Genomic DNA, 24,980 nt, shown 5'->3' with positions numbered 1-24,980 from the left:
GAGGCACGGGCATGAACCAGGTGCGGATCGAAACCGAACAGGAAGCGACCCGGCCGCTGCGGGATGACATCCGATTCTTGGGCGGCGTCCTCGGCGACACCATCCGCGATCACGAGGGTCCGGAGGTGTTCGATCTCATCGAACGGGTGCGGATCGAGGCATTCCGGGTGCGGCGCGAGGAGGTGGGGCGCAGCGCGGTGGCGGAGATGTTGGACGGCGTCGATATCGCGGTGGCGCTGCCGCTGATCCGGGCGTTCAGCTATTTCGTGCTGCTGGCGAATCTGGCCGAGGATATCCAGCGCGATCGGCGGCGGGCGGCGCACGAGGCGGCGGGGGAGCCGCCGCAGGAATCCTCGCTCGCGGCGACCTATCGCAAACTCGACGCGGCGGCACTCGACGGGGCGGAGGTCGCGGATCTGCTGACCGATGCCCTGGTGTCGCCGGTGATCACCGCGCATCCGACCGAAACCCGGCGTCGGACCGTCTTCGATGTGCAGACGCGGATCACCGAAATGATGCGATTGCGTCAGCGCTTTTCCGAGACCGAGCGGGAGCGGGCCGATTTCGAGCTGCGGATCCGCCGTCAGGTGCTCGCGCTGTGGCGCACAGCACTGATCCGGTTGCAGCGCTTGCGGATTCAGGATGAGATCGCGGTCGGCCTGCGCTATTACGAGATCACCCTGTTCGATGTGATTCCCGCGATCAATGCCGAGGTGCGGGCGGCGCTGCGGTCGCGCTGGCCGGGTGTCGAGCTGCTGCCGCGGCCGATGCTGCGACCCGGATCGTGGATCGGCGGTGACCGGGACGGAAATCCTTATGTGACAGCCGATGTCGTGCGCACCGCCGCGCAGCAAGCCGCTGCGGTCGCCTTCGGCCGGTATCTGCACGAGCTGGTGGAGTTGGAGAAGTCGCTGGCACAGTCGGCGCGACTGGTACCCGTCACACCCGAGGTGGCGGCGCTCGCCGAGATCGGCTACTCGAACCCGGCCGCGCATGCCGATGAGCCGTATCGGCGTGCGCTGCACGGTATCTGGTCACGGCTGGCGGCCACGGCCGAGCGCGCGCTCGGCGCGGTACCGGGCCGACCGGGCGAGCAGGGTGCGCGATCACCGGCCGCAGACGGGGCGGTGCCGGAGACGGCGTTGCCGGATGGCATTGCGGCGCAACCATATTCGTCACCGCAGGCGGTGCTCGACGACCTCGATGCCATCGACGTTTCGATGCGGGCCAGCGGTGACGATCTGCTCGCCGATGACCGGCTGGCGGCACTGCGATATGCCATCGAAACCTTCGGATTCCATCTCCAGAGCCTGGATATGCGGCAGAACTCGGAGGTGCACGAGCAGGTCGTCGCCGAGCTATTGGCCTGGGCGGGTGTGCATTCGGACTATGCGAGCCTGTCCGAATCCGAACGGGTCGAACTGCTCGCCGCGGAGCTGCGGACCCGTCGGCCGTTGCTCGGTCCGCATGCGCGATTGAGCGAACTCGCCGCCAAGGAACTCGATATCGTGCGCGCCGCACGCGATGTCGTGGACACCTTCGGTACCGAGGCGGTGCCGAACTACATCATCAGCATGTGCACGTCGGTGAGCGACATGCTGGAGGCGGCGCTGCTGCTGAAGGAGGGCGGGCTGCTCGATCCGGGTGAGCCCGACGGGCCGCCGAGCTGTTCGGTGAATATCGTGCCGCTCTTCGAGACCATCGAGGATCTGGGCGCCGGGGCCGATACACTGGCCGCCGCGCTGGATGTTCCGGTGTATCGAGAGTTGGTGTCCGCCAAGGGAATGCGGCAGGAGGTCATGCTCGGATACTCCGATTCCAATAAGGACGGCGGGTATCTGGCGGCCAACTGGGCGTTGTATCGGGCGGAGTTGGATCTGATCGAGGTGGCGCGCAAGACCGGAATTCGGTTGCGACTCTTCCATGGTCGCGGCGGTACCGTCGGCCGTGGTGGCGGGCGCAGTTATGACGCCATCCTCGCCCAGCCCGCCGGTGCCGTGCAGGGTTCGTTGCGATTGACCGAGCAGGGTGAGGTCATCGCCGCCAAATACGCGGAATCTCGTGCGGCGCATCGCAATCTGGAGTCGTTGATCGCGGGCACGCTGGAATCGACGCTGCTCGATGTCGAGGGGCTCGGTCCTGACGCCGAACCGTCGTATGAACTCATGGACGATCTGGCGGCGCGGGCGCGGGCGGCGTATGCGCGTCTGGTGCACGAAACACCGGGATTCGTCGAATATTTCCGGCAGTCGACGCCGGTCGCCGAGGTCGGCGATCTCAATATCGGCAGTAGGCCCGCCTCCCGCAAACCGACGAATTCGGTCTACGATCTGCGGGCCATTCCCTGGGTGATGTCATGGAGCCAGGCCCGGGTCATGCTGCCCGGCTGGTACGGGACCGGTGCGGCACTCGAGGAATGGGTCGGCGGTGATCCGCAGCGCCTCGCCACGCTGTCCGACCTCTACCAGCGGTGGCCGTTCTTCCGCACCGTGCTGTCGAACCTGGCCCAGGTCATGGCCAAGAGCGATCTGGATATCGCCGCCCGCTACGCCGAACTCGTCGACGATGTGGCCCTGCGTGAGCACATCTTCGGCATGATTCGCGACGAGCACGCCCGCACCATCCGCATGCACGCCGCGATCACCGGCAACGATCACCTGCTCGCCGACAACCCGTCCCTGGCGGAGTCGATCCACAACCGCTTCCCCTACCTGGAGCCGTTGAACCAGATGCAGGTGGAATTGCTGCGACGGCTGCGCGCGGGCGACGATTCCGAACTCGTCAAGCGTGGCATTCTGCTGACGATGAACGGACTTGCCACCGCACTGCGAAATTCCGGCTAGGGCAACCCCGGTTGGGGTGCGACGCCCCGACGGAGACCACAGGTCGTCCGGAACGGGATCAGTGCACGTGCGGACACGGTGCCCATCGAGTGCTCCAGGGGCAAGACCCTCCCTCGGACGTTGTCTTGGGAGGTGTCCGGTCGTGAGTTGGTGGGGCACGAATCGGATCAGGCCAACCGTGGCGGGATCCAGGCGTGATGCCGAAGGATCATGCGCGTTGCGGCGCGGGCGGGAGTCATCCGCATCGCCGTATTTCGCAGTGTCACGGCCAGTGGGAGGGACAGTTGTTGGCCCATCCACCCGGCATGCCGGGCGGCCCGAGCGATTGCCTGGCTGCGCGGCCGGCGCTCGGCGTCATACCGGGCAAGCGCTGCTTCGACGTCGGGCCCTGCGGCGAGCGCAGCGGCCAGGGTGACCGCGTCCTCCAACGCCTGGCAGGCGCCCTGTCCGAGGTTGGGGGTCATCGCGTGCGCCGCGTCGCCGAGCAGCGCGATCCGGCCGACCACGTAGGAGGGCAGTGGTGTCCGGAGTTCGTTCACGTCATGGTGCAATACCGCCTCGCGGGCGGTCGCGTTGAGCAGGTCGGGGATCGGGTTGTGCCAGCTGCGGAATCGTCGGTGCAGTTCGGCCAATGGGTCGGCGAACCGCGTCCCGGCTGGCAGGTTGAGGACCGCGTGCCACTCGGCGCGCCCGTCGTTGAAGGCGATGTGTCCGAACTCGGCGCCGTGTCCCCAGGTCAGCTCGAAGTCGGTCCGCAGTTCGAGCGCCTGCTCGGTGATGGCGCGCAGCACCGTCGAGCCGCTGTAGACCGGGCCGGGGTGGGTCGGGAAGCAAAGGCTGCGGATCTTGCTGCCGATGCCGTCGGCCGCCACCACCAGATCGGCGTCCAGGACCGTGTCGCCGCAGCCGACTCGAACTGTCCCGGCGCCGAGCTGCTGGACCGGGCCGGCCTGCGAGCCGATCAGCAGCGCCTCGGCGGGTAGGGCCTCTCGAAGCAGCCGGTGCAAGGTGGAGCGGGGGATTCCCATGATCGGCGTACCCACCGCCCGCTCCAGCGCCGCGCCATCCATTCGGGCGAGCCAGCGGCCGCCCGGGGTGCGGGTGCCGCCGCTGTATTGGCCCCGTGCGGCCTCCCGCACCGCCGCGCCGACGCCGAGTTCGTCCAGTGCCCGCAGACCATTGGCGGCCAGCGAGATGCCCGCCCCCGTGTCGTCGAGCACGGACGCGCGCTCGACGACCGTCACCTCCCAGCCGATGCGGCGAAGACCGATGGCAGCGGCAAGCCCGCCGATGCCTCCGCCGACGACCACCGCTGTGTTGCCCATGCCTGAACCCAGCCTTTCTACATCTGTAGAAGATGAGGCTACCTGATGTACTACAGGTGTAGAAAGGAGTCATGGCCTCGGATCGACGCACTCTCCTCGCGGACGCGGCTCTCGACGTACTCGTCGACGAAGGGATCCGCGGTCTTACCCACCGCGCAGTCGACCGCAGAGCAGGTCTTCCTTCCGGCACCACATCGGCGTACTTCCGCACCCGGGCCGCGCTGCTCACTGGACTCGTCACCCGCTTGGTCCAACTCGACCAGGCCGAACTACAAACGACGGCCCAACAGCTGCTGCCCTTGCGCACCGTTGCGGAACTGGTCGACGGCATCGCGCTGCTCACCCGACAGCGACTCACCGGCGAGGGCCGCCGCCGCTCGCTGGCCCGCTACGCCTGCGCCGTCGAGAGCGTGCGCGATTCGGAGCTGCGCGAGATCCTCGTAGACCGCGAGAACGCCGGACGTGAGGCCGTCCGGCTGTTCCTCGCCGGGCACGGCGTGACGGACGTCGAGAACCGCACTCACACCTTGCTGACCTGCATCGACGGATTGGTCTTCGACCGATCGGTGAGCGGTGGCGAAGTGCCGCGCGAAGCCATCGAGGGCCTGGTCGCCGCCGCGCTACGTTAGGAGTTGGCCGCCAACCGTTCAGGCTGGATATCAGCGCCCTGCTCGAACCAGCCTGCGGTCCGTCAGCTACCCACCCTCAAAACGATCACTTACTCGGAGACGATCGCGAGCGCGTCGATTTCGACGAGCATTTCCGCGCGCGGCAGGCCGGTGAATACCGTTGTGCGGCTGGGTAGTACGTCGCCGGTGGTGTTGGCGGTGACGAATTCGCCGTAGGCGTCGTTCATGATGGCGAAGTCCTCGCGCTTGGTCAGGTAGACACGCAGCATCACCACATCGTCGAAGGTGGCGCCGCTGGCCTCGACGATGGCCTTGACATTCTGCAGGGTCCGAATCGTCTGGGCGGCAACGTCATCCGGGAACAGGTAGGCGTTGGTCGCCGGGTCGACCGGTCCCTGACCCGAGACCTGGACGAACGGCCCCTTGCGCACACCCTGGGAGAAGGTGTGGGCGGGTGCGGGGGCGTCGGTGGTGCGGACGGCGATCTTCTCGCTCATGGCTGACCTTTCGTTGCGCTCGGGTGTGCGGTGCGGACGGGAGTCCAGCCGAGTTCGCTGGAGATGGCATCGGCCGCCGCGCGCACCCGCGGCAGTTCGGCCAGCACCTGGTCGTGGTCGAGGAGCATGTCCGGCACGGACATGGAGACCGCGGCGACCACCGTCCCCGTGCCATTGCGCACCGGGACGCCGATGCAGTTGACGAAGCTTTCGTGCTCCTCGTGATCCTCGGCATAGCCCTGTGCGGCAACGAGTTCCAGCTCCGCGAGATAGTGCTCGGGGGTGCGGATGGTGCGGTCGGTGAATTCGCGGTAGTCGATGCGCTCCGCGATCGCCCGCCACTGTGCGCGCGGCTGCGCGGCGACCAGCACCTTGCCGACCGCAGTGCAGTGCAGTGGGGCGGGGCGACCGATCCGCGAGTACATGCGGACGCTCTGGATGGCGTCGAATTTATCGATGTAGATCGCCTCGCCGGATTCGTAGGTGGCGAGGTGAATCGTCTGGCCGGTAGCGGAATTCAGCGCACCGAGATGCGGGCGCGCGAGGGTGCGGACGTCACGCTGTTCGAGTGCACGGTTGGCGAGTTCGAAAAGGCGTGAGCCGAGTACGTATTGGTGCTGGCTGTCGTGGGTGACGAAGCGCTGTGACTCCATGGTCTGCAGCAGCCGCAGCACCGTCGACTTGTGCACGCCGAGTTCGGCCGCGAGCTGATCCAACGACCGGGCGTCCTCACCGAGTGCGAGCAGGATGGTCAACGCACGCAACAAACTCTGACTCATGACCGCGCCCCGCTCGTCACCGACGCTGTGTTCTCGCTTCGCTCGGCTGTGTTCATTGTTCGCTCGCTTCGCTCGCTCATGACTGCGCCTCGCTAGCGCCCGGCTCCGTCACGAGCGAGTGCTCGGCTGTGTTCATCGTTCGCTCGCTCATGACGTCACATTCTCGGCTAGCACGTCTCTGCGGTACTGCACACGCCCCCAAGCGGACTCGTCCAGGTCGGCCAGGACTTCCAAGGCCCTCGGTGAAGGCAGCTCGGCGACATCGCCGGTGCCGGTGAGTGCGGCGGCGGCGCACAGATGGCCGAAGCGCAGGCGCTGTGTCAGCGGACGTCCGTGCAGCAGGGCGGCGAGGTAGCCGCCCGCGAAGGCATCACCGGCACCGATCCGTTCGGTGACCTCCAGGTCGAGGGCGGGCACTTCGACGCGGTCGGCGCCGGAGAATCCGGTGACCGAATGCTCATTGTTCTTGACCACCAGATGTCGCGGCTGCGGGAACAGTGCGCGCAGTCGGTCGGCGTCGTCTTCGCCGAAGACCGCACCGGCCTCATCGGCGCCGAAAAAGACCACATCGCAGCCGCGCACATGGTGGGCAAGCACCTCGGCGGCCTGCGCGGCGCGTCCGGCCCACAACGCCGGACGATAATTCAGGTCGAAGCTGACCAGTCTGCCCCGGCGCGGCAGCGCGACCAGGGCCTCGGTGAGTGACGTCGCGGATTCCGAGAGCGCGGTAGTGATTCCGGTGAAGTGCACGACATCGCAGCGTTCGAGCAGTCCGGCGGCCGCGGTGGCCGCGAGATCGGCGGTGGACAGTGCGCTGGCGGCGGAACCGGTGCGGTAGTACAGCATGCGGCTGGCGCGTTCGGCCAGGTCGGTCGCCCTGCCCGAGCCGCTGCCGCGCTCTTTCACATAGACCGCGGTGGGGCGCGCGGGATCGGTGACGACCGCGGATACATCGACTCCGCGTGCCGCGAGATGTCCGGTCAGGTACCGGCCGAATCCGTCGTCGCCGACCCGCGAGATCCATGCGGCGTCCACATCGAGCTGGGTGAGCACGGTGGCCACATTCGCCTCGGCGCCGCCCGCGGTTCGCTCGAAGTTGTCCGAGTCCTCCAGCGGACCGGGGCGCGCCACCAGAACGGCGAGCCCTTCACCGACGGTCACCGCCCGTGGGCGGGGCGACGTAGTAGCCCACGTCACATCGATCTCCCTTCTGCCCTTGCGGCCACCGGCCATGCAGTGCAGAATAACCACACAAAACACGATATGCAACATGCGTTGCAAAATATGCAATGCATGATGGGTATGACTCGGCGGAGGCGATTCCGCGGGAAGGGGCGACATGGCGATCGATGAGAAAGCCGTTGCCGCACTGGCGGATCGGACGCTCGGTCCCGAGCACAAGGGGCTGCCGCCCGCGGCGTGGGGCCGTACGGTCCGGGAATTCCTGGACGCCGCGCCATACCTCGATGAGTTCGAGACCCCGGTGCTGACCGTCGATCGCGCCGCCGTCGCGGCGAATGTCGCGGTCATGGCGGATTGGGCGGCGACCGCGGGGGTGCGCCTGGCACCGCATGGGAAGACCACGATGGCGCCGCAGCTGTGGGCCCAGCAGTTGGCCGCCGGGAGCTGGGGCATCACCTTCGCCACCGTGTGGCAGGTGCAGGTGGCCCGTTCGTTCGGCGTCGGGCGGATCGTGCTGGCCAACGCGCTGGTCGATCCCGTCGGATTGCGCTGGGTCGCCGAGGAATTGGCGCGCGATCCGGAGTTCGAATTCCTCTGCTGGGTCGACAGCGTCGAGACGGTCGCGCTGATGGACGAGCACCTGTCGGGTGACGTGCGCGTTCGGGTGGTCGTCGAACTCGGTGGACCGCATGGGCGTACCGGTGCGCGGACCGTCGAGCAGGGGCATGCCATCGCCGAGGCGGTCGGCAGGTCCGAGCGGCTGGCGCTGGCCGGAGTCGGCGGTTATGAGGGCGCGCTCGCCCACGATCGCACCCCGGACGGTATCGCCGCCGTCCGGCATTACCTCGATGAGATCGCCCGCCTGCACCGCGAACTCGCCGCGGCCGGACGCTATCCGGATCGGGCGATCGTCACCGCGGGCGGCAGCGCCTACCCGGACCTGGTCGTCGAATGCCTATCCCGACTCGCCGATGAGCAAGGCGCACAGGGTGTTGCGACCACCGTGGTGTTGCGCTCGGGTGCCTACATCATCCACGACGACGGTTTCTACGCGGGCATCTCTCCGCTGGCCGCACCGCGCAGCGAACGGCCGCTGCGCTCGGCGATGCACGGGTGGGCGCGTACCGTCTCGCGACCCGAGGCGGAGCTCGCGCTCCTGGACGCGGGGAAGCGTGATCTTCCCTTCGATGAGGGGCTTCCGGTCCCGCAATTCGTTGCGGGACCGGAGGGTTCACTGAATCCCGACGCACATGTCAGCGCGCTCAACGACCAGCACACCTTCCTGCGGCTGCCGGGCGGTGCGCCCACCGACCTGCCCGTCGGCAGCGTGGTGCGGCTCGGTCTGTCGCATCCGTGCACCGCCTTCGACAAGTGGCGGCTGATCCCGGTCATCGATGATGCCGACGCCGAGCGGCCACGCATCGTCGACCTCGTCCACACCTTCTTCTGACGAGCGGCCATGACGGACCTAGTGTTTCGCGATATCGATGTCATCGACGGCACGGGCGCGCCGCGTTTCCGCGCCGATGTCGCCATCGACCGGGGACGCATCACGACGATCGCGGAACCGGGCACGATCACCGCGGCGGCGCGGTTCATCGATGCCGCGCCCGGTGCCGTGCTCGCTCCGGGCTTCATTGATATGCACGCACACTCCGATCTGCATCTGCTCACCGATCCCGGCCATTTCCCGAAGATCAGCCAAGGCGTCACCACGGAGGTCATCGGACAGGACGGGCTCTCCTATGCCCCGATCGATGACACCGCGCTATCGGTGCTGCGGCGTCAGATCGCCGGATGGAACGGCAATCCCACCGAGCTCGACTTCTCCTGGCGCACGGTCGCGGAGTATCTGGACCGGCTGGATCAGGGCATTACACCCAATGCCGCCTACCTCGTGCCGCAGGGCACGCTGCGGCTGCTGGTCGTCGGCAGTGAACAGCGTCCGGCCAGCCCCGATGAGATACGGCGCATGCGCGAACTGCTCGCTCAGGGACTGGGCGAGGGTGCGGTCGGGATGTCGAGCGGTCTCACGTATACGCCCGGAATGTATGCCGACACAGCGGAATTGGCGGCATTGTGCGAGGTCGTCGCCGAGTACGGCGGGTTCTATGCGCCGCACACCCGCTCCTATGGCAAGGGGGCGTTGCAGGCCTATGCCGAGATGATCGGCCTGGCTCGGAGTACCGAGTGCGCACTGCATCTCACACACGCGACCATGAACTTCGGCGTGAACCGCGGGCGGGCACCGGAATTCCTGGCATTGATCGATGCCGCCCGCGACGAGGGGTGCGATATCACCCTCGACACCTATCCGTATCTGCCCGGCTCGACGACACTGTCGGCACTGCTGCCGAGTTGGGCCATGTCCGGTGGTCCGGACGCGGCGCTGGCCCGCATCGATGATCCGGCGACGCGTGCGCGAATCGCCTTGGACGTCAACGTGAATGGTTCCGATGGCTGCCACGGTGTCACGGTCGAATGGGAGACCATTCAGATCAGTGGCGTCGCCGACCCGGAGTTGGGGGAGTGCGTCGGCCGGACGGTCGCGCAGATCGCGGCCGACCGTGATCGCGCACCGGTCGAGGTGTTCTTCGAACTGCTGCGCCGAGATCAGTTGGCCACCACCATTGTCCAGCACGTCGGGCACGAGGAGAACGTGCGCGCGATCATGGTGCATCCGGGGCATATGGGCGGCAGTGACGCACTGCTCGTCGGCGATCGGCCGCATCCGCGCGCGTGGGGCACCTTTCCGCGCTATCTGGGCCATTACGTGCGCGAACTCGGGGTGCTCGGGCTCGAGGACTGTGTGCACCACCTCACCGGGCGGCCCGCCGAGCGGCTGCGGCTGAGCGACCGTGGGCACGTGTTCACCGGATACGCCGCCGATCTCGTGCTGTTCGATCCGTCGACGATCACCGATACCGCGACCTTCGACAAGCCCGAGCAGCAGGCGCGCGGGATTGAGCATGTGCTGGTCAATGGGGAGTTCGCCATCGAAAACGGCGCGCCCACCGGCACACTCGCCGGGCGTGCGCTGCGAATGGATGCCTCGCGGAAGGAGACATATTGAACGCCGATGGCGGTCTCGGCGCCATGGAGGTCATCCGTGCCGACCGGGTGCTGAGTGTGGTTCGCGCGCCGACGATTCCGGATCCGGCGGCGCTGGCAGATGCCCTGGCGCGCTCCGGGATTCGGACAGTGGAGCTCACCTTCACCACCCCAGATGTGCTCGACTACCTGAGGGTGGCCGCGGCCGTCGACGGCGCGGTCGTCGGTGTCGGGACCGTGCTGCACGCCGAGCAGGCCAAGGCCGCGATCGACAACGGGGCGCGGTTCCTCGTCACCCCGGGCGTGCGTGCCGAGGTCGCGACCGTCGCGGCCGAGCGCGACATCCCGGTAGTCATGGGTGCTTTCACGCCCACCGAGGTGCTCGCCGCACTCGACCTCGGCGCAGCCGCGGTGAAGATATTCCCGGCCAGGGCTCTGGGCCCCGGCTACTTGAAAGACCTGCGCGGCCCCTTCCCCGATGTGGCGCTCATTCCCTCCGGGGGCGTCAATGCGGGCAATGCCGCCGAATTCCTCGCCAACGGAGCCGTGGCCGTGACCGCGGGTACCGATGTCGTGGCCCCATCCGACGTCGCCGCGGGCCGATGGTCCGAAATCGCTTCGCGCGCGTCGTCATTCGTTCGATCCATGAATTGAGAGGTACCCATATGGGCGCCACTGTCGACTGGCTGCGCACCACCACCCCGGGGTTGCTGGTACTGTGCGGTCTCGCGATTGCCGTACTGCTGTTCGCCATTATCAAGGTCAAGCTGGAGCCGTTCATCGCGCTGCTGCTCACCGGACTCGGTCTGGCACTGGCCGCCGGACTACCGGTATCGAAGATCGTGGGTACCGCGATCAAGCCCGGTGATTCGCTCTTGGAGACCGGGTTCGGCGGCATCCTCGGGCATATCGCGGTCATTATCGGCCTCGGCACGGTGCTCGGTGCGATCCTCGAACGCTCCGGTGGCGCGGATGTATTGACCGGCAAGCTGTTGGGCATCTTCGGCGTCAAGGGCGCGCCGGTGGCGATGGGTCTGCTCGGTCTCATCTTCGGTATCCCGGTCTTCTTCGATATCGGCATCTTTGTGCTCGCGCCGCTGATCTATGTGGCCGCCAAGCGCGGTGGGCGGTCGCTGGTGCTGTACACGATGCCGATGCTGGCCGGTCTGTCGATGACCCACGCCTTCCTCCCGCCGCATCCCGGACCGGTCGCACTCGGTGGCCTGCTCGGGGTGAGTCTGGGGTGGCTGATCATTATGGGATTCGTCTGCGGCATACCGGGTTTCATCGCGGCTGGCCTGGTGTGGGGCACCTATATCGGCAAGCGGGTGCAGGTCGAGGTGCCCGCCGAATTCCTGATCCGACCCGATCAACCGGTCGGGGCCAAGCGCGAAGGCCCCGGCACCGCAACGGATCCCGGTTCGACGCGGACCGAGACCCGTGCGCCGTCGGTCGTGCTCATCGGTGGAATTATCGCGATTCCGCTGGTGCTCATCCTCGGCGCCACCTTCGGCACCCAATGGCTGGCCAAGGATTCGCAACTGCTGCAGGTGCTCACCTTCCTCGGCACGCCCGCCGTCGCGCTGCTGATCGCGGTACTGGTCGCCTTCTATCTCCTCGGTGTGCGGCGTGGCTCGAGCGTGCAGGAACTCAGCACGCTCACCGCGGAATCGCTCAAGCCGGTCGGCATGTTGCTGCTGGTGGTGGGCGCGGGCGCCTTCTTCGGAAAGGTCATTTCCGCCACCGGAATCGGGACCGCGCTCGCGGATACCATGTCGGCCGCCGGATTGCCGGTAATCGTGCTCGCCTACATCATCAGCTGTGGTCTGCGCATCGCGCAGGGCTCGGCGACCGTGGCCATCGTGACCACCGGCGGCATCGTCGCTCCGCTGGTCGCTGGGCACGGGTACTCGCAGATGGCGATCGCGCTGATCGCCATGGCCATCGCGGCGGGCTCGATCATTCTCAGCCACGTGAACGACGGTGGCTTCTGGATCATCTCGAAGTATTTCAACCTGACAGTGAAGCAAACCCTGCAGACCTGGACCGTGCTCGAAACCGTACTTTCCGTAGTCAGTTTCGCGGTCGCGGCAGTGCTGTTCGCGATCGTCGGTTGAGCAACGCTCGGACAACTGGCGCCTATCCTCGAGTTCCGCGACCCGGACAATTTCGCGCTTGACCTGATCGTCCGCAGATAGGCCAGGTGGCGTTGGCGGCCTTCTGTACCGCGGCGACGAAGAACTGCTCGAAGGCCGCCTGATCGAGCGAATCCTGGAGTGCGGCAGCCCGGCGCGTGGATCGAATCCCGTTGCCGGGCTGGTCGATTCGTGCAACATGACGCCGTATCCATAGTCGGCGAGTAGCCTTGCCGCCTCGAGATCGCGGCGGTCGGTGCTGTCACAGGACGGGTTTCGGTGGTCGCGGTGCGCAACGCGGTCATGCGACTCGTGCCGAGATCGGCGCAGATCAAGGCGCTCGCGTCGGTGCTCGGCTGGAGTTGCCGAGTGCGGATCATTCGAAGTCGCGCAGCGAGGTTGTGCAGCGGTCGGCTTGGGCGCGGATCGCGGCGACGAGTTCGGGTGGACCGCTGAGCAATGTGAAGTCGATATCGGTCGAGGTGATCATCCAGACCAGTGCCTCGGGCGTATCGGCACCGACGTGGAGTTGGCAGCTGTGGTCGTCCACGGCCTGGATGACACCCATACCGGGCCAGACATTCGACGCGGCATCTTCGGCGGACTTGTGCAGCATGGCGATTGCTTGATACGGCCAGGCGCGGGAGGACAGTCGCAGTGAAAGGTGCGCCGCGACATCGCCTTCCGGAAGTTCACGCGGGGTGAAACGCGGGCCGGTCGGGGTGCGCGGCGTAATGCGATCCGCCCGGAAGGTGCGCCAATCGCCGCGGTCGACATCCCAGGCCACGAGGTACCAGCGCCTGCTGAAGTGCACCAGACTGTGCGGCTCCACCGAGCGGTGGGTGGTGGCGCCGCCGTGCGCGCGATAGTCGAAGCGCAGCCGTTCGTGCCGTTGACAGGCCTCGGCAATGGCCATCAAGGTATCCGGTTCGACCGTTGCATCCGCTGCCCCGACCCGGACCGTCGCGCCACGCAGGGTACGGACCCGATGGCGCAGGCGCGGCGGCAGTACCTGCTCCAGTTTGGTCAGCGCGCGCAGTGACGCCTCCTCGATGCCCGCGACGGTGCCGTCGGACGCGCTGCGCAAGCCGACCGCCACCGCGACGGCCTCCTCGTCATCGAGCAGTAGCGGCGGCAGCGCGGCCCCGGCGCCGAGCCGATAGCCCGCGCTGCCCTGGGTGGCGTGCACGGGATAGCCGAGTTCACGCAAGCGATCCACATCGCGGCGGACCGTGCGGCCGGTGACGCCGAGCCGTTCGGCGAGTTCGGTGCCGGTCCAGTCGCGGCGGGTCTGCAGCAGGGCGAGCAGTTTGAGCAGGCGCGCCGAGGTCTCCAACACGGAATCCAGCATGCCGGAAGCTTAGGAACGATCCTGTCCTAAGCGGGTCATACCGTCGTTTTCATGACTACCGAACACGACATCCGCCCATTCCGCATCGATATCCCGCAGGCACAGATCGATGATCTGCACGCCCGGTTGGCGAATACCCTGTGGCCGGACGAAATTCCCGGCGCCGGTTGGGATCGGGGCGCGTCGATTTCGTATATGCGCGAGCTCGCCGAGTACTGGCGCGGTGAATACGACTGGCGGGCAGTCGAAGCGCGGTTGAACGAGTTGCCGCAGTTCGTCACCGATATCGACGGGCAGCAGGTGCATTTCCTGCATATCCGCTCGCCCGAACCTGACGCCATGCCGCTGGTATTGAGCCACGGCTGGCCCGGCTCGTTCATCGAATTCCTCGATGTGATCGGACCTTTGAGCGATCCGCGAGCGCACGGTGGTGATCCGGCCGATGCGTTCCATCTGGTCATTCCGTCGCTGCCCGGATTCGCATTCTCGGCGGCCGGGTCGAAGGTCGGGGACGGCTCGACCGAGCGGTTCGCGCAGGTGGTCGCGAAGCTGATGGCGCGGCTCGGCTACGACCGGTATGGCGCGCAGGGCGGCGACGCGGGGTTTTTCGTCTCGACCGAGCTGGGACGGATCGCCGCCGACCAGGTACTCGGCATCCATGTGAACGGCCCGATCACGCTGCCGTCCTGGGACGACGGTAATGCCGGTGAACAGGTTCGGGAGTACAGCCCGCAGGATCAGGCCAAGCTGGACACACTCACCGGCAGCGCGAGCCACACCCGCTACGGCTATGCGATGGTGCAGGCCGGACGCCCGCAAACTTTGGCGATCGGCATGCACGATTCGCCCGCAGGGCTGCTGTCCTGGATCGTCGATATCTTCCAGCGCTGGACCGATCCCTCGCTCGAACTGCCCGATGCGGCGGTGGATCGCGATGCGCTGCTGACCAATGTCAGCCTGTATTGGTTCACCCGGACCTTCGTCTCCTCGATCAGGCTCTACGGGGAGGGGGACTCGTGGGGGATGGCCTTGCGCAATTCCGGTGTACCGACCGCGGCGGCGGTATTCGCCGGGGACAACTCCATTCGCGTGATCGCCGAGCAGCAGCACAATATCGTGCGCTGGACCGAATTCGATCGGGGCGGTCACTTCGCGGCAATGGAAGCGCCGGATCTACTGATCGACGATATGCGCGCGTTCTTCCGCTCGCTGCACTGACTCATTCGGCGGCGGTCGTGCGCCGGTAGCGCTCGGCCATGGCGAAAGCCGTTGCGGCGAGCCGGTTGCGCAGTTCGGGCGGGTCGAGGACCTCGCAGAATTCGCCGAGCGGGAGCAGGGCGCCCGCCAGGACCTCGTAGGACTCCGATGGGATCGTCACTTCGATCCACCCCTCGGCATCGGGCGCGGTCGCGGAGGCCATTGCCTCGGCGACCGCGGCGGGCTCGTTCGTCGATCGCAGTAGCCGCACATGCGATGGCGCGATCCGGCAGCGCGCCCGCACCCGCAGCATGGATCGGGCGAAATCGTCGGCCGACGCCGACCAATGCGCGGCGAGGTCGAAACCTTCCGGGCGCGTGAATGATTCGCCGGTCTGCTCGGCGCAGGTGATCCGGCCGACGCGATAGGAACGCACTGCCGACCGGTCGCGGGCGATGAGATACCAGGTCCCGGCCTTCAAGACCAGGCCCAGCGGATCCAGGCGGCGTTCGACGGCGCGGTCCTTGCGCTGGTAGCGGATGTCCAGCCGCCGGTCGTGCCACAGCGCATCGGCAACCTTTGCCAGCGTTGGTGTTTCGTCGGGGCGATGGAACCAGCCTGCCGCGTCCACATGGACGCGCTCCGCGATTCGCGTTGCCCGGCCTCGCAATTCGGGTGGCAGGGCGGCGAGCACCTTGAGCTGTGCGGTGGCCAGCACCGTGCCGAGTCCGAGATCGGCCGCGGCGGCGGGCTGTCCCGCCAGCAATACCGCATCGGCCTCCTCGGTGGTCAGACCGGTCAACCGGGTCCGGTAGCCGTCGACCAGCTGCACGCCGCCCGCGCGTCCCGGTTCGCTGTAGATCGGCACGCCGGCGGCCGAGAGCGCTTCGATATCGCGATAGACCGTGCGCACCGATACCTCGAGTTCGCGCGCCAGCTCCGGCCCTGTGGTCCGGCCGCGGGTCTGTAGCAGCAGCAATAGCTGCACCAGTCGACTCGCTCGCATGACTCGAGATTAGCCGTAAAACCTGACAGAAGATGTCAGGTTTGGGTCGTACTGTCTTGTCGCATGACCACATGGAGCCAGTTCACCGAAGAAGCCCCACGCATCGCGACCGTGTTCACCCGTCGGCACAAGGCCACCGGCAATCTCTGCATGCTCGGGACCCTGCGCTCGGACGGCTTCCCCCGCATCAGCCCGGTCGAACCGCGGATCTTCGAGGGGATGCTGGTGATCGCGGGCATGCCGAATACGACCAAGTTCAACGACCTCGCCCGCGACCCACGGTTCTGCCTGCACACCGCCACGGTGGACACCCAGGTCAGCGACGGTGATGCGAAGTTGTTCGGCACCGTCGTGGACCTTCCGGACAAGCAGGTGCACGCGCGGTTCGCACAGCAACTGTTCGATGAGACCGGGTTCGATATTCGCGACCAGGAGTTCGACCACTTCTATATCGCGGATCTGACCAGCGCCGCCACCGTCGAGATCATCGACGCTCATTTGGACATCACCATTTGGAAGCCGGGGCAGGGCGAGCGAGTGGTGCGCAAGCACTGAGCGGTCGGCGGCGCCAGCCGTCGCCGCACTGCGCGCCGCAGCCGATCGCGAGCGCTGTGGTGATGTCGGCGAGGTCCTGTGCGAATCTGTCTGTGCCAAGTTGGTTTCCGGACTCGATGGCGGCTGCCGCGACGATGTCGTTGGGGTTGCGGAGGCCGCATCACCTGAGTCAAGGCGCCGATCCCTTTCGATCCATTGGCATTTCGTTGCCGAGCGGCGCGACACTCGCCATCGCCCCTCTCGTCTCAGCGGCCTGCGACCGCATAACGCGGCACGTGGTGACGCGCCTACCGGTCACGCCACGAGCCCTGCCACGGTCTGACAGAATCGAGGCAGTGCTCAATGCGAGGGGGAACGCAAACATGGTGTTGGCCGCGCGATTTCAGCCGGGGGCCACTCGGCGTCCGTTCGTGGATCGGGAAACTGTTCTAACGACTTTCGACGAATTGCTCGTCGGATCCGCGGATCAGCCCCGGGTCCTGCTGCTCAGCGGCGTCGGAGGCATCGGCAAATCGCGGCTGGTCGCGGAGCTGCGTTCGCGGGTCGCAAAGCAGTATCCGGCGGCGGTACTGGATCTGCAGGTGCCGAGTCAGCGCCAGGCGGCAGATGGATTGGCGGTGCTGCGGACGCAGTTCGGCGCCCAGAAGGTCAAGTTCCATCGGTTCGATATCGCCTGCGCGGTGCTGTGGCAGCGCCTACATCCCCATCTGCGGCTGACGTCGGAGCTGGCACTGGCCGAACACAGTGAGGTTCTGACCGAAATCCTCAACGACGCCACCGGAATTCCGGTTTTCGGCACGGCGTCTCGGCTATTGGAATTGGGTGCTCGGCGCGCGGTTCGCACCCATCGAATCCGCCACGACCCGATCCTGCGGGAGCTCGATCAACTGAGCCTCGGCAATCTGGAAGCCGCGGTGTCGTATCTCTTCGCGGAGGATCTGAAGGCCGCAACGGCGGGTAAGAAACCGTATGTCGTCTTCCTCGACGCGTATGAAGCGCTGATGGGCGGTGTCGATCGCGAGGGCCGGGTGGCGGCCTCGGATGCCTGGCTGCGAGATGTCGTGGCACAGTTGGACACCGGGCTCGTCGTCATCGCGAGTCGGGAGCCGCTCGGGTGGGAGCGATACGATCCCGAATGGGCCACACGAGTGCATTCGGTACGGGTCGACGACCTCCCGATGGTTGCCCGATACGAACTGTTGGACTCCTCCGGTGTCGATGACGCTGAGGAGCGCGAGGCGATCGCGGTGTCGAGCGCAGGGGTCCCGTTCTATCTGCATCTGGCGATCGATGCGCGGAGTCGGATCGAGGGTGCGTCGGTAGCCGCACTGGTCTCACCCGAAGCGATCTTGGAACGGTTTCTGCAGCATGTGCGGCCGGAGGAAGTTCGGACGCTGGAACTGCTGAGCCTGCCGCGCACATTCGATCTCGAGATATTCACCGACATCGCGGGCCGATTCGGGCTTCCTGGCCATCTCACCGAGTGGAAGTCGTTGATCGCGTACTCCTTTGTATACGCGGCGGACGAGGGCGGTGACGGCGAGCGGTATCAACTACACCAGCTGATGGTCACAGCATTGCGGCACCGGTTGGATGCCGATGTGCGGTCGGTGTTGCACGCGACGCTGCACGATCTGTGGCGGACACGCGCGGACAGGCCGGGTGGTCGGGGGTCGGCACTGCGCGAGGCGGGCTACCACGGTGTTCGAGCGGGGATTCTCGATGCCGCCGCTCTGCTGGAGTATGTCGACCGGATCGAAGCCGCGGGCGGAAATCAGGGGATCGAGGGTGTGCTCAGCGATTTGCACAGCTTCCTACGGCAGCCGCATGACACCCTGGCAGATATGGCGGAGCTTTCCGAACTCAGCCGCTGCCTCGAGGCCGAGGCAGCGGTTCTGTTGGGCGATGCGAAGCAGGCCGACCGCTTGACGCGCCACGTCGACCTGGCCCGAACCGGTCCGGTCGCGGAACGTCTTGCGCTCGCGGCGGCGAATGCGCGCCGCATACTCGGTGCGACGGACGACGCATTGTCGATCTATTCGACCGTGTGGGCTCACGGCTCGGGGCGAACGCGATTGCATGCCGGGCAGTGGGCGGCGGATCTACATATGTGCCAGGGACGTTTTGCTCGAGCGCTGGAACTGTGCGACGAACTGGTCGCATCGGCCGACGATGATGATCGCGACTTTCTGGGAGATGTGGCCCGGTTGCGGCATCTCACCTATCGCTTGTCATTCGATACCGAAACGGCCGCAAGGTATTTGGCCGAGGCGGATGCGCACTATCGAGCGGCCGGGAGCGTTGTCGGACAGGCCAATGTCGCGACCAACCTGGCTGAGCTATTGGCTTTGACCGATCCTGCGCGGGCCATTGCCGCCGCGGGTACGGCGATTTCCGAGCAGCGCGAGCTCGGCGCGCTGCACGAACTCGGAAAGGCTTACACCGCACTCGGTTTGGCCGAACTTTCACTCGGCGATCCGGACGCGGCCGACCGCGCACTGACCGATGCCTGTGAGATCTTGGAGCGGGCTGGTTACCGCTCCGGTCGGGCGCGGGCGGAGCTGTTCCGCGCCGGTGTGTTCGCGCGGCGCGGTCTGCGTGCCGAGGCCGTCGAGAGCGTCCGATGGGCAGTGGCCGAACTGGAAGCGGCGAATGTATACCCGGGATTGGTTCTGGTCGCACGGGCGGTGCTCGCCCTGTTCGGTTGGATCGAGCGCGATGTCGCCCTGGCGGCTGCGCAGGCCCGCCTGCGGACGCGGCCGCCGATACCGGGTCGGAATCTGGACTTGGGTGCACAGCAGTTGATCGCGCGGATACTGGGCATCGATGCCGACGTCTACTACCGCGAAGCGAGAATGCGAACTGATTCTTCGGCGGGGTACTACAACCACAATGTTCGCGTCGATGGCGCCATGGGCGTGGTGAATGTCCGGATCCCCGTCGATGGGGCCGATATGATGGATCTGCGGGTATGGCCCGAGGCGGCGGTATTGCGCACCATCGAGCCGTTCGTGACCGCCGCGCCACGCCTGCGCTGGGAGTCCGCGGAACCCGCGTACCAGATCCACGAGTATGTCGAGGGCGAGGTGCTGGACCGGATCGCGCCACGCGGTACGGCCGTTCCCGTACATGTGCCCGGCGATGTCGCGACCCTGTTCGCGGATCTGCGCCGGATCCCGCCCGAACTGCTGCCGTCGAATTCGACAGGGCGAGTAGAGGATCCGGTTGTGTTCGCGCGTCAACTGTCCGATATCACCGACCGTGTGCACCGTGAGAACAGTGCGGCGTTCGGTGCACTGTATGCCCGTCTCGGCGTGCCCGCGAGACCGCTCGACGATGTCGTCGATGCGTGGAACACACTCGAGCCGAGGACATTTCGGCTATTGCATGCCGATGTGCATCGGAAGAACATGATCATTCGCGACCATTCGGTCGTATTCATCGATTGGGAGCTCGCGCTGTTCGGTGACCCGTTGTACGACGTGGCCACCCATCTGCACAAGATGACATACCTGCCGGACGAACTCGATGCGTTCCTGAGTGCATGGGCCGCCGCCGAGCCGGTGGCCGCGCAGGGTTCGTGGCGGCGTGACCTGCAAACCTACCTGAATCACGAGCGGGTGAAATCCGTCATTGTCGACTCGGTTCGCTATGCCAAGGTGTTGGCCGAAGGACAGGTGACGGTGGCGGCGGCGGAGGCGCTGATTGCCAGTCTGGTCGGAAAACTGGAAGCGGCGCGGGTGATCTGGAGGCAAGACGAAGCGGTCGAACCCGGGATGGTCGAGATGGCGCTGACGTCTTGGCGATGAGGTGTTTGTTCGTATCGTAATCCGTTGTCCGCCAGGTTAGTTCGCGGAGGTGAGGGCGTTGCGTTGCCGTTGGAGGAAGGTCTTTTCGGTGGTGTTGGTGGTGTGGGTGATGGCGGTGTCGTAGGCGTGGATGGCTTCGGGGGTGCGGCCGAGGCGGCGGAGGAGGTCGGCGCGGATCGCGTGGTAGAGGTGGTGGGTCGGTAGGTCGATCTCGTCGAGTAGGGCGAGTGCGGTGGCTGGGCCTGCGGTCTCGGCGACGGCTACCGCTCGGTTCAGTGCCACAATCGGGCTCGGCGCTACGGCGGCCAATTGGTCGTAGAGGCGTAGGATCTGTTGCCAGTCGGTGGATTTCGTGTCGGGGGCGTCCGCGTGTACCGCGTTGATGGCCGCTTGGATCTGGTAGGGGCCGGGTTGGTTGCGGCGCAGGCACTCTCGGACGAGTGCGTGGCCCTCCGCGATGAGGGCGCGATCCCAGCGGTGGCGATCCTGTTCCGGCAGTGGCACCAGCGAGCCGTCGGGTGCGGTGCGGGCGGGGCGACGTGATTCGGTGAGCACCATCAGTGCGAGCAGTCCGCGCGCCTCCGGCTCATCGGGCATGAGCTCGATGAGTAAGCGCCCCAGGCGGATTGCCTCGGTGCACAGGTCGGTGCGCACGAGCCGATCGCCGGAGCTGGCCGTGTGGCCCTCGGTGAAAATAAGGTAGATGACGGCGAGTACCCCGTGCAGCCGGGCGGGCAGGTCCGCATCGCGGGGGACGCGGTAGGGAATTCGGGCGTCGCGGATCTTGCCCTTGGCTCGGACGAGTCGCTGGGCCATTGTCGACTCGGAAGTGAGGAAGGCGTGGGCGATTTCGGGGGTGGTCAGCCCGCCGAGCAGTCGCAGCGTGAGCGCGACCTGTGCGTTGAGCGATAGGGCGGGGTGGCAGCAGGTGAAGATGAGGCGGAGCCGATCATCCTGCACCGCACCGGAATCGGGCGGTTCGTCATCGGCGTGCAGGAGTGCGGCCTCGGCGTGCCGGTCATCGCGAGATGCCTCGCGCCGCAAGCGATCGATGGCTCGGTTGCGTGCGGTGGTGATGATCCAACCGGGTGGGCTTGGCGGAAGTCCGTCGGTCGGCCAGCGCTGTACGGCGGCGGTGAACGCGTCCTGTACCGCGTCTTCGGCGATGGCGATATCGCCGAAGACGCGGATCAGGCTGGCGACCGCGCGGCCGTAGTGTTCGGTGAACACGGCCTCGATCGTGGCGGAGGTGACCATCTCAGTAATCGGCCACCGGCCGGACCTCGACCGGCAGCGTGAGCACGGCGGCCATCTTCTTACCCCAGTACAGTGCCTCGTCCAGATCTCCAGCCTGGATGACGGTGAATCCGCCGATGTGCTCCTTACTTTCGATGTAAGGGCCATCGGTGACAAGAACATCGCCGCCCTCGGCGCGGAGCACGGTGGCGGTGCTCGGCGCATGCAGGCCCGCGGCGAAAACCCAGGCGCCCGCGGCCCGCATCTCGTCGTTCAGCGCCTGTAGATCGCGCATGATCTCGTCGAGATTGTCCGGCGGCGTCCCTTCGTCGGGCTGATAGATGGTGAGCAGGTACTGCTTCATGGCTCCTCCTCATCCCCGCTGATAGGTGGCGATCACCACGCCGGTGGTGGTCGTGACGCTGTCGACGAGCCGCAGTTCGCCGAGGTCGACCCCGTCGAACAGGCGCCGCCCGCCGCCGACCACGATCGGGTGGATCAGCAACAGATACTCGTCGACCAGATCGTGACGCATCAGTGTTTGCATCAGATTGCCACTGCCGAGCACCACGAGATCCTGCTCCACCGCGGACACCGCGGCCACGACATCCTCGCCGAGCAGGGTGGAGTTCTGCCAGGGCAGCGGCTCGGTCTGCGTCCGGGATGCGACGAACTTCTCGGTCTTGTTCAGCACCTCGGTGAACGGATTGTCGGTCTGATGCGGCCAGAAGCCGTAGAAGTCCTCGTAGGTCCGCCGCCCGAGCAGCAGCGCACCGTGATGGGTCGCCATATGTTCGGCCATCGCCCTGGCCTGCACGGAATCGTGGTAGCGATGCGCCCAGCCGCCGTAGCGGAACCCGTCCCGGGTGTCCTCGTCGGCCCCGCCGGGGGCCTGCATGACACCGTCCAGAGTGATGTTCTCGACCGCGGTGATCTTGCTCATGGGAGTCCTTTCGGCTGGCCGGTCCGTTACCGGCTGCACCTCCTACACGAACGCCTCCCCGGCGAATCGACATCGCCGACAAAATTTCTTCGAACGAATTACTCCGCGCCGGTGATGGCCTGGATTTCGCGGTAGGTGGGGATGCCGGACGGGACGGCCCCGCCGTCGCGCACCGCACGCGCGATATCGACGATCCCGGCCAGCGCCGCCCGATACAGCAGCGATCCCGTGCTGATCCGCCGCACACCCAATGCCGCGAGCTCCGCGATCGACGGTCCGGCCGCCGAGTAGAGCACGTTGATCGGCAACGGCACCGCCGCGACGATCCGGCCGATGTCCGCCGGATCCGTCACACCGGGCACGAAGACCCCATCGGCACCGGCCTGCACATACGCCTCGGCACGAGCCAGGGTCGAATCCCGTTCCAGCTGTAGCCAATACGTATCAACCCGGGCATTGACGAACAACTCGGGCACACGGGACTTGATAGCGGCGATCAACTCCGCTTGGTGCCCGGCATCGGCCAGCGCCGTATCCGCCCGCCCGTCCTCGAGATTCACCCCGGCAATGCCCAAAGCGCCGAGTTGCGCGACGTATTCGGCGACAGTCGCGGGATCCTCGCTGAACCCACCCTCGATATCAACGGTGACCGGCACCGGCAAACGCGCGAGTCTCGTTGCCAGCGCCAGTGTTTCATCACGGGTGACACCGGCGCCGTCGGCGAGACCCGCCGCCACTGCGACACCGAGACTGGTGGTGCCGACGGCCGCGAACCCCTCGGCGGCCAGCACCGCCGCCGAGCCGAAGTCCCAGGCATTGGGCAGCACCAGCGGCTCGGCGCGGTGGTGCAGGTCGTGAAAAGCCTTCGTCTTGTTCATCAGGACCTCTCGATGATTCCGGCGGCAATGGCAACGGCATGGTCGCGACCGGGGCACATATGCGGCCCCGCCCCGAATCCCAGACCCGTGAGATCGACTTCGACCAACTCCTCGTCGACAACCCGCCGGGTCCGGCGCACCGGCGGATGCTCGACCATGGTGCGCGCGATGACCTCGTCCGCCGTGCCTTCGAACCGGCGCGCATTGTCCACGAGCGCGCCCGTCGCCGGACATGCCTGGATCAGCAGACCGATCCGAGCGGCCGCGCGCTCGTCGGCCACTGCGCCGCAGGCGGCCACCAACTCGGCGACGGCCCGATCGGCCTCGGCGCTGTCGGGCTCATGGGGCTGGTAGTGCGCGGCGGCAATGGCGACCGCCGCTACCGAGATGTCCGGAATCCCGAGAGCTTCCGCCAGCACCCGGACGTGGGGAAGCTCACCCTCGACCATGCGGGCCCGTTCGCGCAGCACAGTGGGTGACAATCGAGCCAATTCCGCGACGATGAGCGCGCGCCGCCGAGCATGGTCGACCCCATCGCAAAAACGAGCGACATTCGCGCGTAGCCAGCCGATGCCGACAGCCTGCGCGGTGCGCGGTACCGCGGGCATCGGCGCACTGGCCAAAACCTCCCGCACCCGATCGGGGTCGGTGATCAGATTCATGCCGCGACCGTATCCCGCTGACATTTCGGTGGCCGCCGAAATAACCCGGCGCGATCATGGTGTAGTGCAGACCCGAGGAGCCGAACTGGCCGGCCTGGCCACCCTGCTGGCCGATCGCACCCGTGCCGATATGTGCCTGGCCCTGGTCGACGGCCGTGCCTGGACGGCCGGGGAACTGGCGCGACATGCCGGAGTCGCGCCGTCCACCGCGACCGAGCATCTGAACCGGCTGCTCGACGGGGGTCTGCTCGTCGAGCGCCGCCAGGGCCGGCACCGGTACGTGCAGTTGGCGAGTCCACAGGTCGCCGAGCTGTTGGAGACCATGGTCACCCACCTGGAGCCGTCGCGCCCCGAGCCGACCACGCTGCGCGCGTCCACTGCCGCCGCGGCCCTGGCCCGCGGCCGAACCTGCTACGACCACCTCGCGGGCCGACTCGGGGTCGCGATCACCGACGCGATGATCGAACGCGACCTGCTCGACGATGAAGGCGGCTTCGCCCTCACCGAGGCCGGGTCGGCGTGGCTCACCGGCCCGATGGGCATCGAAGCGACGACATTGCGCGCGACGCGTCGCCCCATCGCGCGCCCCTGTCTCGACTGGACCGAACGTCGCACCCACCTCGGCGGGGCGGCCGGAGCGCAGCTGTGCCGCCGGTTGCAGGCCATGGATTGGGTACGGCGCGTCGGGTCCGGTCGCGCTGTGCGCCTCACAGCAAAGGGTGAAACCGGCCTGTTCGAGGCGCTCGGCATCGATCCCGCAACGATTGCCTGACGGCGGCTGAGCGAAGGCTTTGTCCCCCTGCGCGCACCTCGGGAGCGCGCCGAACACAGCACTACCGATCATCGTGGCCGTCACCCGGGTTGCGAAGGACACCATTGGAGCCGGCCTCGACTCGGGTCGC

At 66.7% G+C, this 24,980-nt stretch carries 21 protein-coding genes; 10 read left to right on the top strand and 11 right to left on the bottom strand.

Annotated elements, in window-relative coordinates; all coding sequences use genetic code 11:
• Positions 1–11 precede the first annotated feature (11 nt).
• The gene (gene ppc / locus ACQP0C_RS28295) at positions 12–2,843 is read left to right on the top strand and encodes a phosphoenolpyruvate carboxylase (RefSeq protein ID WP_433724775.1); all 2,832 of its coding nucleotides are present in this window, start codon (positions 12–14) and stop codon (positions 2,841–2,843) included.
• 167 nt (positions 2,844–3,010) lie between these two features.
• On the opposite strand, the gene ACQP0C_RS28290 is transcribed toward ppc, so the two are convergent.
• On the bottom strand, positions 3,011–4,168 hold the full coding sequence (locus ACQP0C_RS28290; protein ID WP_433724773.1) for an FAD-dependent monooxygenase: 1,158 nt from the start codon (positions 4,166–4,168) through the stop codon (positions 3,011–3,013).
• Between the two features lie 71 nt (positions 4,169–4,239).
• Here ACQP0C_RS28290 and ACQP0C_RS28285 point away from each other — a divergent pair, with 71 nt between their 5' ends.
• Positions 4,240–4,797, top strand: a complete 558-nt coding sequence (locus ACQP0C_RS28285; protein WP_433724771.1) for a TetR/AcrR family transcriptional regulator — start codon at positions 4,240–4,242, stop codon at positions 4,795–4,797.
• An 89-nt stretch (positions 4,798–4,886) separates the two neighbouring features.
• Here ACQP0C_RS28285 and ACQP0C_RS28280 read toward each other — a convergent pair whose 3' ends face one another.
• From ACQP0C_RS28280 to ACQP0C_RS28270, 3 genes are all read right to left on the bottom strand, one after another.
• A complete protein-coding gene (locus ACQP0C_RS28280; protein ID WP_433679305.1) occupies positions 4,887–5,294 on the bottom strand; it encodes a RidA family protein in 408 nt (135 codons plus the stop codon).
• Positions 5,291–6,073 carry an IclR family transcriptional regulator gene (locus tag ACQP0C_RS28275; protein ID WP_433724769.1) on the bottom strand — a complete coding sequence of 261 codons (783 nt, stop codon included), beginning with the start codon at positions 6,071–6,073 and terminating at the stop codon, positions 5,291–5,293. Before ACQP0C_RS28275 ends, ACQP0C_RS28280 begins: the two co-directional genes overlap by 4 nt.
• Before the next feature lie 147 nt (positions 6,074–6,220).
• Complete coding sequence (locus ACQP0C_RS28270; RefSeq protein WP_433724767.1) at positions 6,221–7,324, bottom strand: sugar kinase; 1,104 nt, start codon at positions 7,322–7,324, stop codon at positions 6,221–6,223.
• 88 nt (positions 7,325–7,412) lie between these two features.
• Between ACQP0C_RS28270 and ACQP0C_RS28265 the strand changes: the two genes are divergently transcribed.
• Genes ACQP0C_RS28265 through ACQP0C_RS28250 form a run of 4 tightly spaced genes read left to right on the top strand, consistent with a single transcriptional unit; the run spans position 7,413 to position 12,423 of the window.
• Positions 7,413–8,705: an amino acid deaminase gene (locus tag ACQP0C_RS28265; RefSeq protein WP_433724765.1), complete on the top strand. Its 1,293-nt coding sequence runs from the start codon at positions 7,413–7,415 to the stop codon at positions 8,703–8,705.
• 9 nt (positions 8,706–8,714) lie between these two features.
• On the top strand, positions 8,715–10,328 hold the full coding sequence (locus ACQP0C_RS28260) for an N-acyl-D-amino-acid deacylase family protein (RefSeq protein WP_433724763.1): 1,614 nt from the start codon (positions 8,715–8,717) through the stop codon (positions 10,326–10,328).
• Positions 10,329–10,351: 23 nt separating this feature from the next.
• Positions 10,352–10,960, top strand: a complete 609-nt coding sequence (locus ACQP0C_RS28255; RefSeq protein ID WP_433734679.1) for a bifunctional 4-hydroxy-2-oxoglutarate aldolase/2-dehydro-3-deoxy-phosphogluconate aldolase — start codon at positions 10,352–10,354, stop codon at positions 10,958–10,960.
• Between the two features lie 11 nt (positions 10,961–10,971).
• Complete coding sequence (locus tag ACQP0C_RS28250) at positions 10,972–12,423, top strand: GntP family permease (RefSeq protein ID WP_433724761.1); 1,452 nt, start codon at positions 10,972–10,974, stop codon at positions 12,421–12,423.
• Between the two features lie 394 nt (positions 12,424–12,817).
• Here the strand turns inward: ACQP0C_RS28250 and ACQP0C_RS28245 are convergent, their stop codons facing one another.
• A complete protein-coding gene (locus tag ACQP0C_RS28245) occupies positions 12,818–13,780 on the bottom strand; it encodes a helix-turn-helix transcriptional regulator (RefSeq protein ID WP_433734678.1) in 963 nt (320 codons plus the stop codon).
• A gap of 63 nt (positions 13,781–13,843) precedes the next feature.
• Here ACQP0C_RS28245 and ACQP0C_RS28240 point away from each other — a divergent pair, with 63 nt between their 5' ends.
• Complete coding sequence (locus ACQP0C_RS28240) at positions 13,844–15,010, top strand: epoxide hydrolase family protein (RefSeq protein WP_433724759.1); 1,167 nt, start codon at positions 13,844–13,846, stop codon at positions 15,008–15,010.
• A 1-nt stretch (position 15,011) separates the two neighbouring features.
• Here ACQP0C_RS28240 and ACQP0C_RS28235 read toward each other — a convergent pair whose 3' ends face one another.
• Complete coding sequence (locus tag ACQP0C_RS28235) at positions 15,012–15,995, bottom strand: helix-turn-helix transcriptional regulator (RefSeq protein ID WP_433724757.1); 984 nt, start codon at positions 15,993–15,995, stop codon at positions 15,012–15,014.
• Positions 15,996–16,058: 63 nt separating this feature from the next.
• Between ACQP0C_RS28235 and ACQP0C_RS28230 the strand changes: the two genes are divergently transcribed.
• Positions 16,059–16,550 carry a pyridoxamine 5'-phosphate oxidase family protein gene (locus ACQP0C_RS28230; protein ID WP_433724755.1) on the top strand — a complete coding sequence of 164 codons (492 nt, stop codon included), beginning with the start codon at positions 16,059–16,061 and terminating at the stop codon, positions 16,548–16,550.
• A gap of 410 nt (positions 16,551–16,960) precedes the next feature.
• Positions 16,961–20,359 (top strand): phosphotransferase family protein, encoded by a 3,399-nt coding sequence (locus ACQP0C_RS28225; protein WP_433724753.1) that lies wholly within the window; start codon positions 16,961–16,963, stop codon positions 20,357–20,359.
• 36 nt (positions 20,360–20,395) lie between these two features.
• On the opposite strand, the gene ACQP0C_RS28220 is transcribed toward ACQP0C_RS28225, so the two are convergent.
• The 5 genes from ACQP0C_RS28220 to ACQP0C_RS28200 form a co-directional block, all read right to left on the bottom strand.
• On the bottom strand, positions 20,396–21,616 hold the full coding sequence (locus ACQP0C_RS28220; protein WP_433724751.1) for an RNA polymerase sigma factor: 1,221 nt from the start codon (positions 21,614–21,616) through the stop codon (positions 20,396–20,398).
• A gap of 1 nt (position 21,617) precedes the next feature.
• Entirely contained in the window at positions 21,618–21,959 is a 342-nt protein-coding gene (locus tag ACQP0C_RS28215) for a YciI family protein (protein WP_433724749.1), read from the bottom strand.
• Positions 21,960–21,968: 9 nt separating this feature from the next.
• On the bottom strand, positions 21,969–22,538 hold the full coding sequence (locus ACQP0C_RS28210; RefSeq protein ID WP_433724747.1) for a dihydrofolate reductase family protein: 570 nt from the start codon (positions 22,536–22,538) through the stop codon (positions 21,969–21,971).
• 98 nt (positions 22,539–22,636) lie between these two features.
• Positions 22,637–23,416, bottom strand: a complete 780-nt coding sequence (locus ACQP0C_RS28205) for an isocitrate lyase/PEP mutase family protein (RefSeq protein ID WP_433724745.1) — start codon at positions 23,414–23,416, stop codon at positions 22,637–22,639.
• Entirely contained in the window at positions 23,416–24,078 is a 663-nt protein-coding gene (locus ACQP0C_RS28200; RefSeq protein ID WP_433724743.1) for a hypothetical protein, read from the bottom strand. Before ACQP0C_RS28200 ends, ACQP0C_RS28205 begins: the two co-directional genes overlap by 1 nt.
• A 64-nt stretch (positions 24,079–24,142) precedes the next feature.
• On the opposite strand from ACQP0C_RS28200, the gene ACQP0C_RS28195 reads away from it, so the two are divergent.
• Complete coding sequence (locus ACQP0C_RS28195) at positions 24,143–24,850, top strand: ArsR/SmtB family transcription factor (protein WP_433724742.1); 708 nt, start codon at positions 24,143–24,145, stop codon at positions 24,848–24,850.
• Positions 24,851–24,980: the final 130 nt, after the last annotated feature.

The sequence above is a fragment of the Nocardia sp. CA-129566 genome (genome assembly GCF_050956075.1).
Classification (GTDB): domain Bacteria; phylum Actinomycetota; class Actinomycetes; order Mycobacteriales; family Mycobacteriaceae; genus Nocardia.
The sequence above is the reverse complement of the archived record's forward strand: the minus strand, read 5'-3'. Positions and strand labels throughout refer to the sequence as shown.

Excerpts from the sequence above, each read along its gene's own strand:
- ACQP0C_RS28235 (WP_433724757.1), bottom strand. The coding sequence starts at position 15,995 with ATGCGAGCGAGTCGACTGGTGCAGCTATTGCTGCTGCTACAGACCCGC.
- ACQP0C_RS28215 (WP_433724749.1), bottom strand. The coding sequence starts at position 21,959 with ATGAAGCAGTACCTGCTCACCATCTATCAGCCCGACGAAGGGACGCCG.
- ACQP0C_RS28250 (WP_433724761.1), top strand. The coding sequence starts at position 10,972 with ATGGGCGCCACTGTCGACTGGCTGCGCACCACCACCCCGGGGTTGCTG.
- ACQP0C_RS28220 (WP_433724751.1), bottom strand. The coding sequence starts at position 21,616 with ATGGTCACCTCCGCCACGATCGAGGCCGTGTTCACCGAACACTACGGC.
- ACQP0C_RS28275 (WP_433724769.1), bottom strand. The coding sequence starts at position 6,073 with ATGAGTCAGAGTTTGTTGCGTGCGTTGACCATCCTGCTCGCACTCGGT.
- ACQP0C_RS28260 (WP_433724763.1), top strand. The coding sequence starts at position 8,715 with ATGACGGACCTAGTGTTTCGCGATATCGATGTCATCGACGGCACGGGC.
- ACQP0C_RS28200 (WP_433724743.1), bottom strand. The coding sequence starts at position 24,078 with ATGAATCTGATCACCGACCCCGATCGGGTGCGGGAGGTTTTGGCCAGT.
- ACQP0C_RS28255 (WP_433734679.1), top strand. The coding sequence starts at position 10,352 with ATGGAGGTCATCCGTGCCGACCGGGTGCTGAGTGTGGTTCGCGCGCCG.
- ACQP0C_RS28230 (WP_433724755.1), top strand. The coding sequence starts at position 16,059 with ATGACCACATGGAGCCAGTTCACCGAAGAAGCCCCACGCATCGCGACC.
- ACQP0C_RS28265 (WP_433724765.1), top strand. The coding sequence starts at position 7,413 with ATGGCGATCGATGAGAAAGCCGTTGCCGCACTGGCGGATCGGACGCTC.
- ACQP0C_RS28205 (WP_433724745.1), bottom strand. The coding sequence starts at position 23,416 with ATGAACAAGACGAAGGCTTTTCACGACCTGCACCACCGCGCCGAGCCG.
- ppc (WP_433724775.1), top strand. The coding sequence starts at position 12 with ATGAACCAGGTGCGGATCGAAACCGAACAGGAAGCGACCCGGCCGCTG.
- ACQP0C_RS28285 (WP_433724771.1), top strand. The coding sequence starts at position 4,240 with ATGGCCTCGGATCGACGCACTCTCCTCGCGGACGCGGCTCTCGACGTA.
- ACQP0C_RS28210 (WP_433724747.1), bottom strand. The coding sequence starts at position 22,538 with ATGAGCAAGATCACCGCGGTCGAGAACATCACTCTGGACGGTGTCATG.
- ACQP0C_RS28280 (WP_433679305.1), bottom strand. The coding sequence starts at position 5,294 with ATGAGCGAGAAGATCGCCGTCCGCACCACCGACGCCCCCGCACCCGCC.
- ACQP0C_RS28290 (WP_433724773.1), bottom strand. The coding sequence starts at position 4,168 with ATGGGCAACACAGCGGTGGTCGTCGGCGGAGGCATCGGCGGGCTTGCC.
- ACQP0C_RS28240 (WP_433724759.1), top strand. The coding sequence starts at position 13,844 with ATGACTACCGAACACGACATCCGCCCATTCCGCATCGATATCCCGCAG.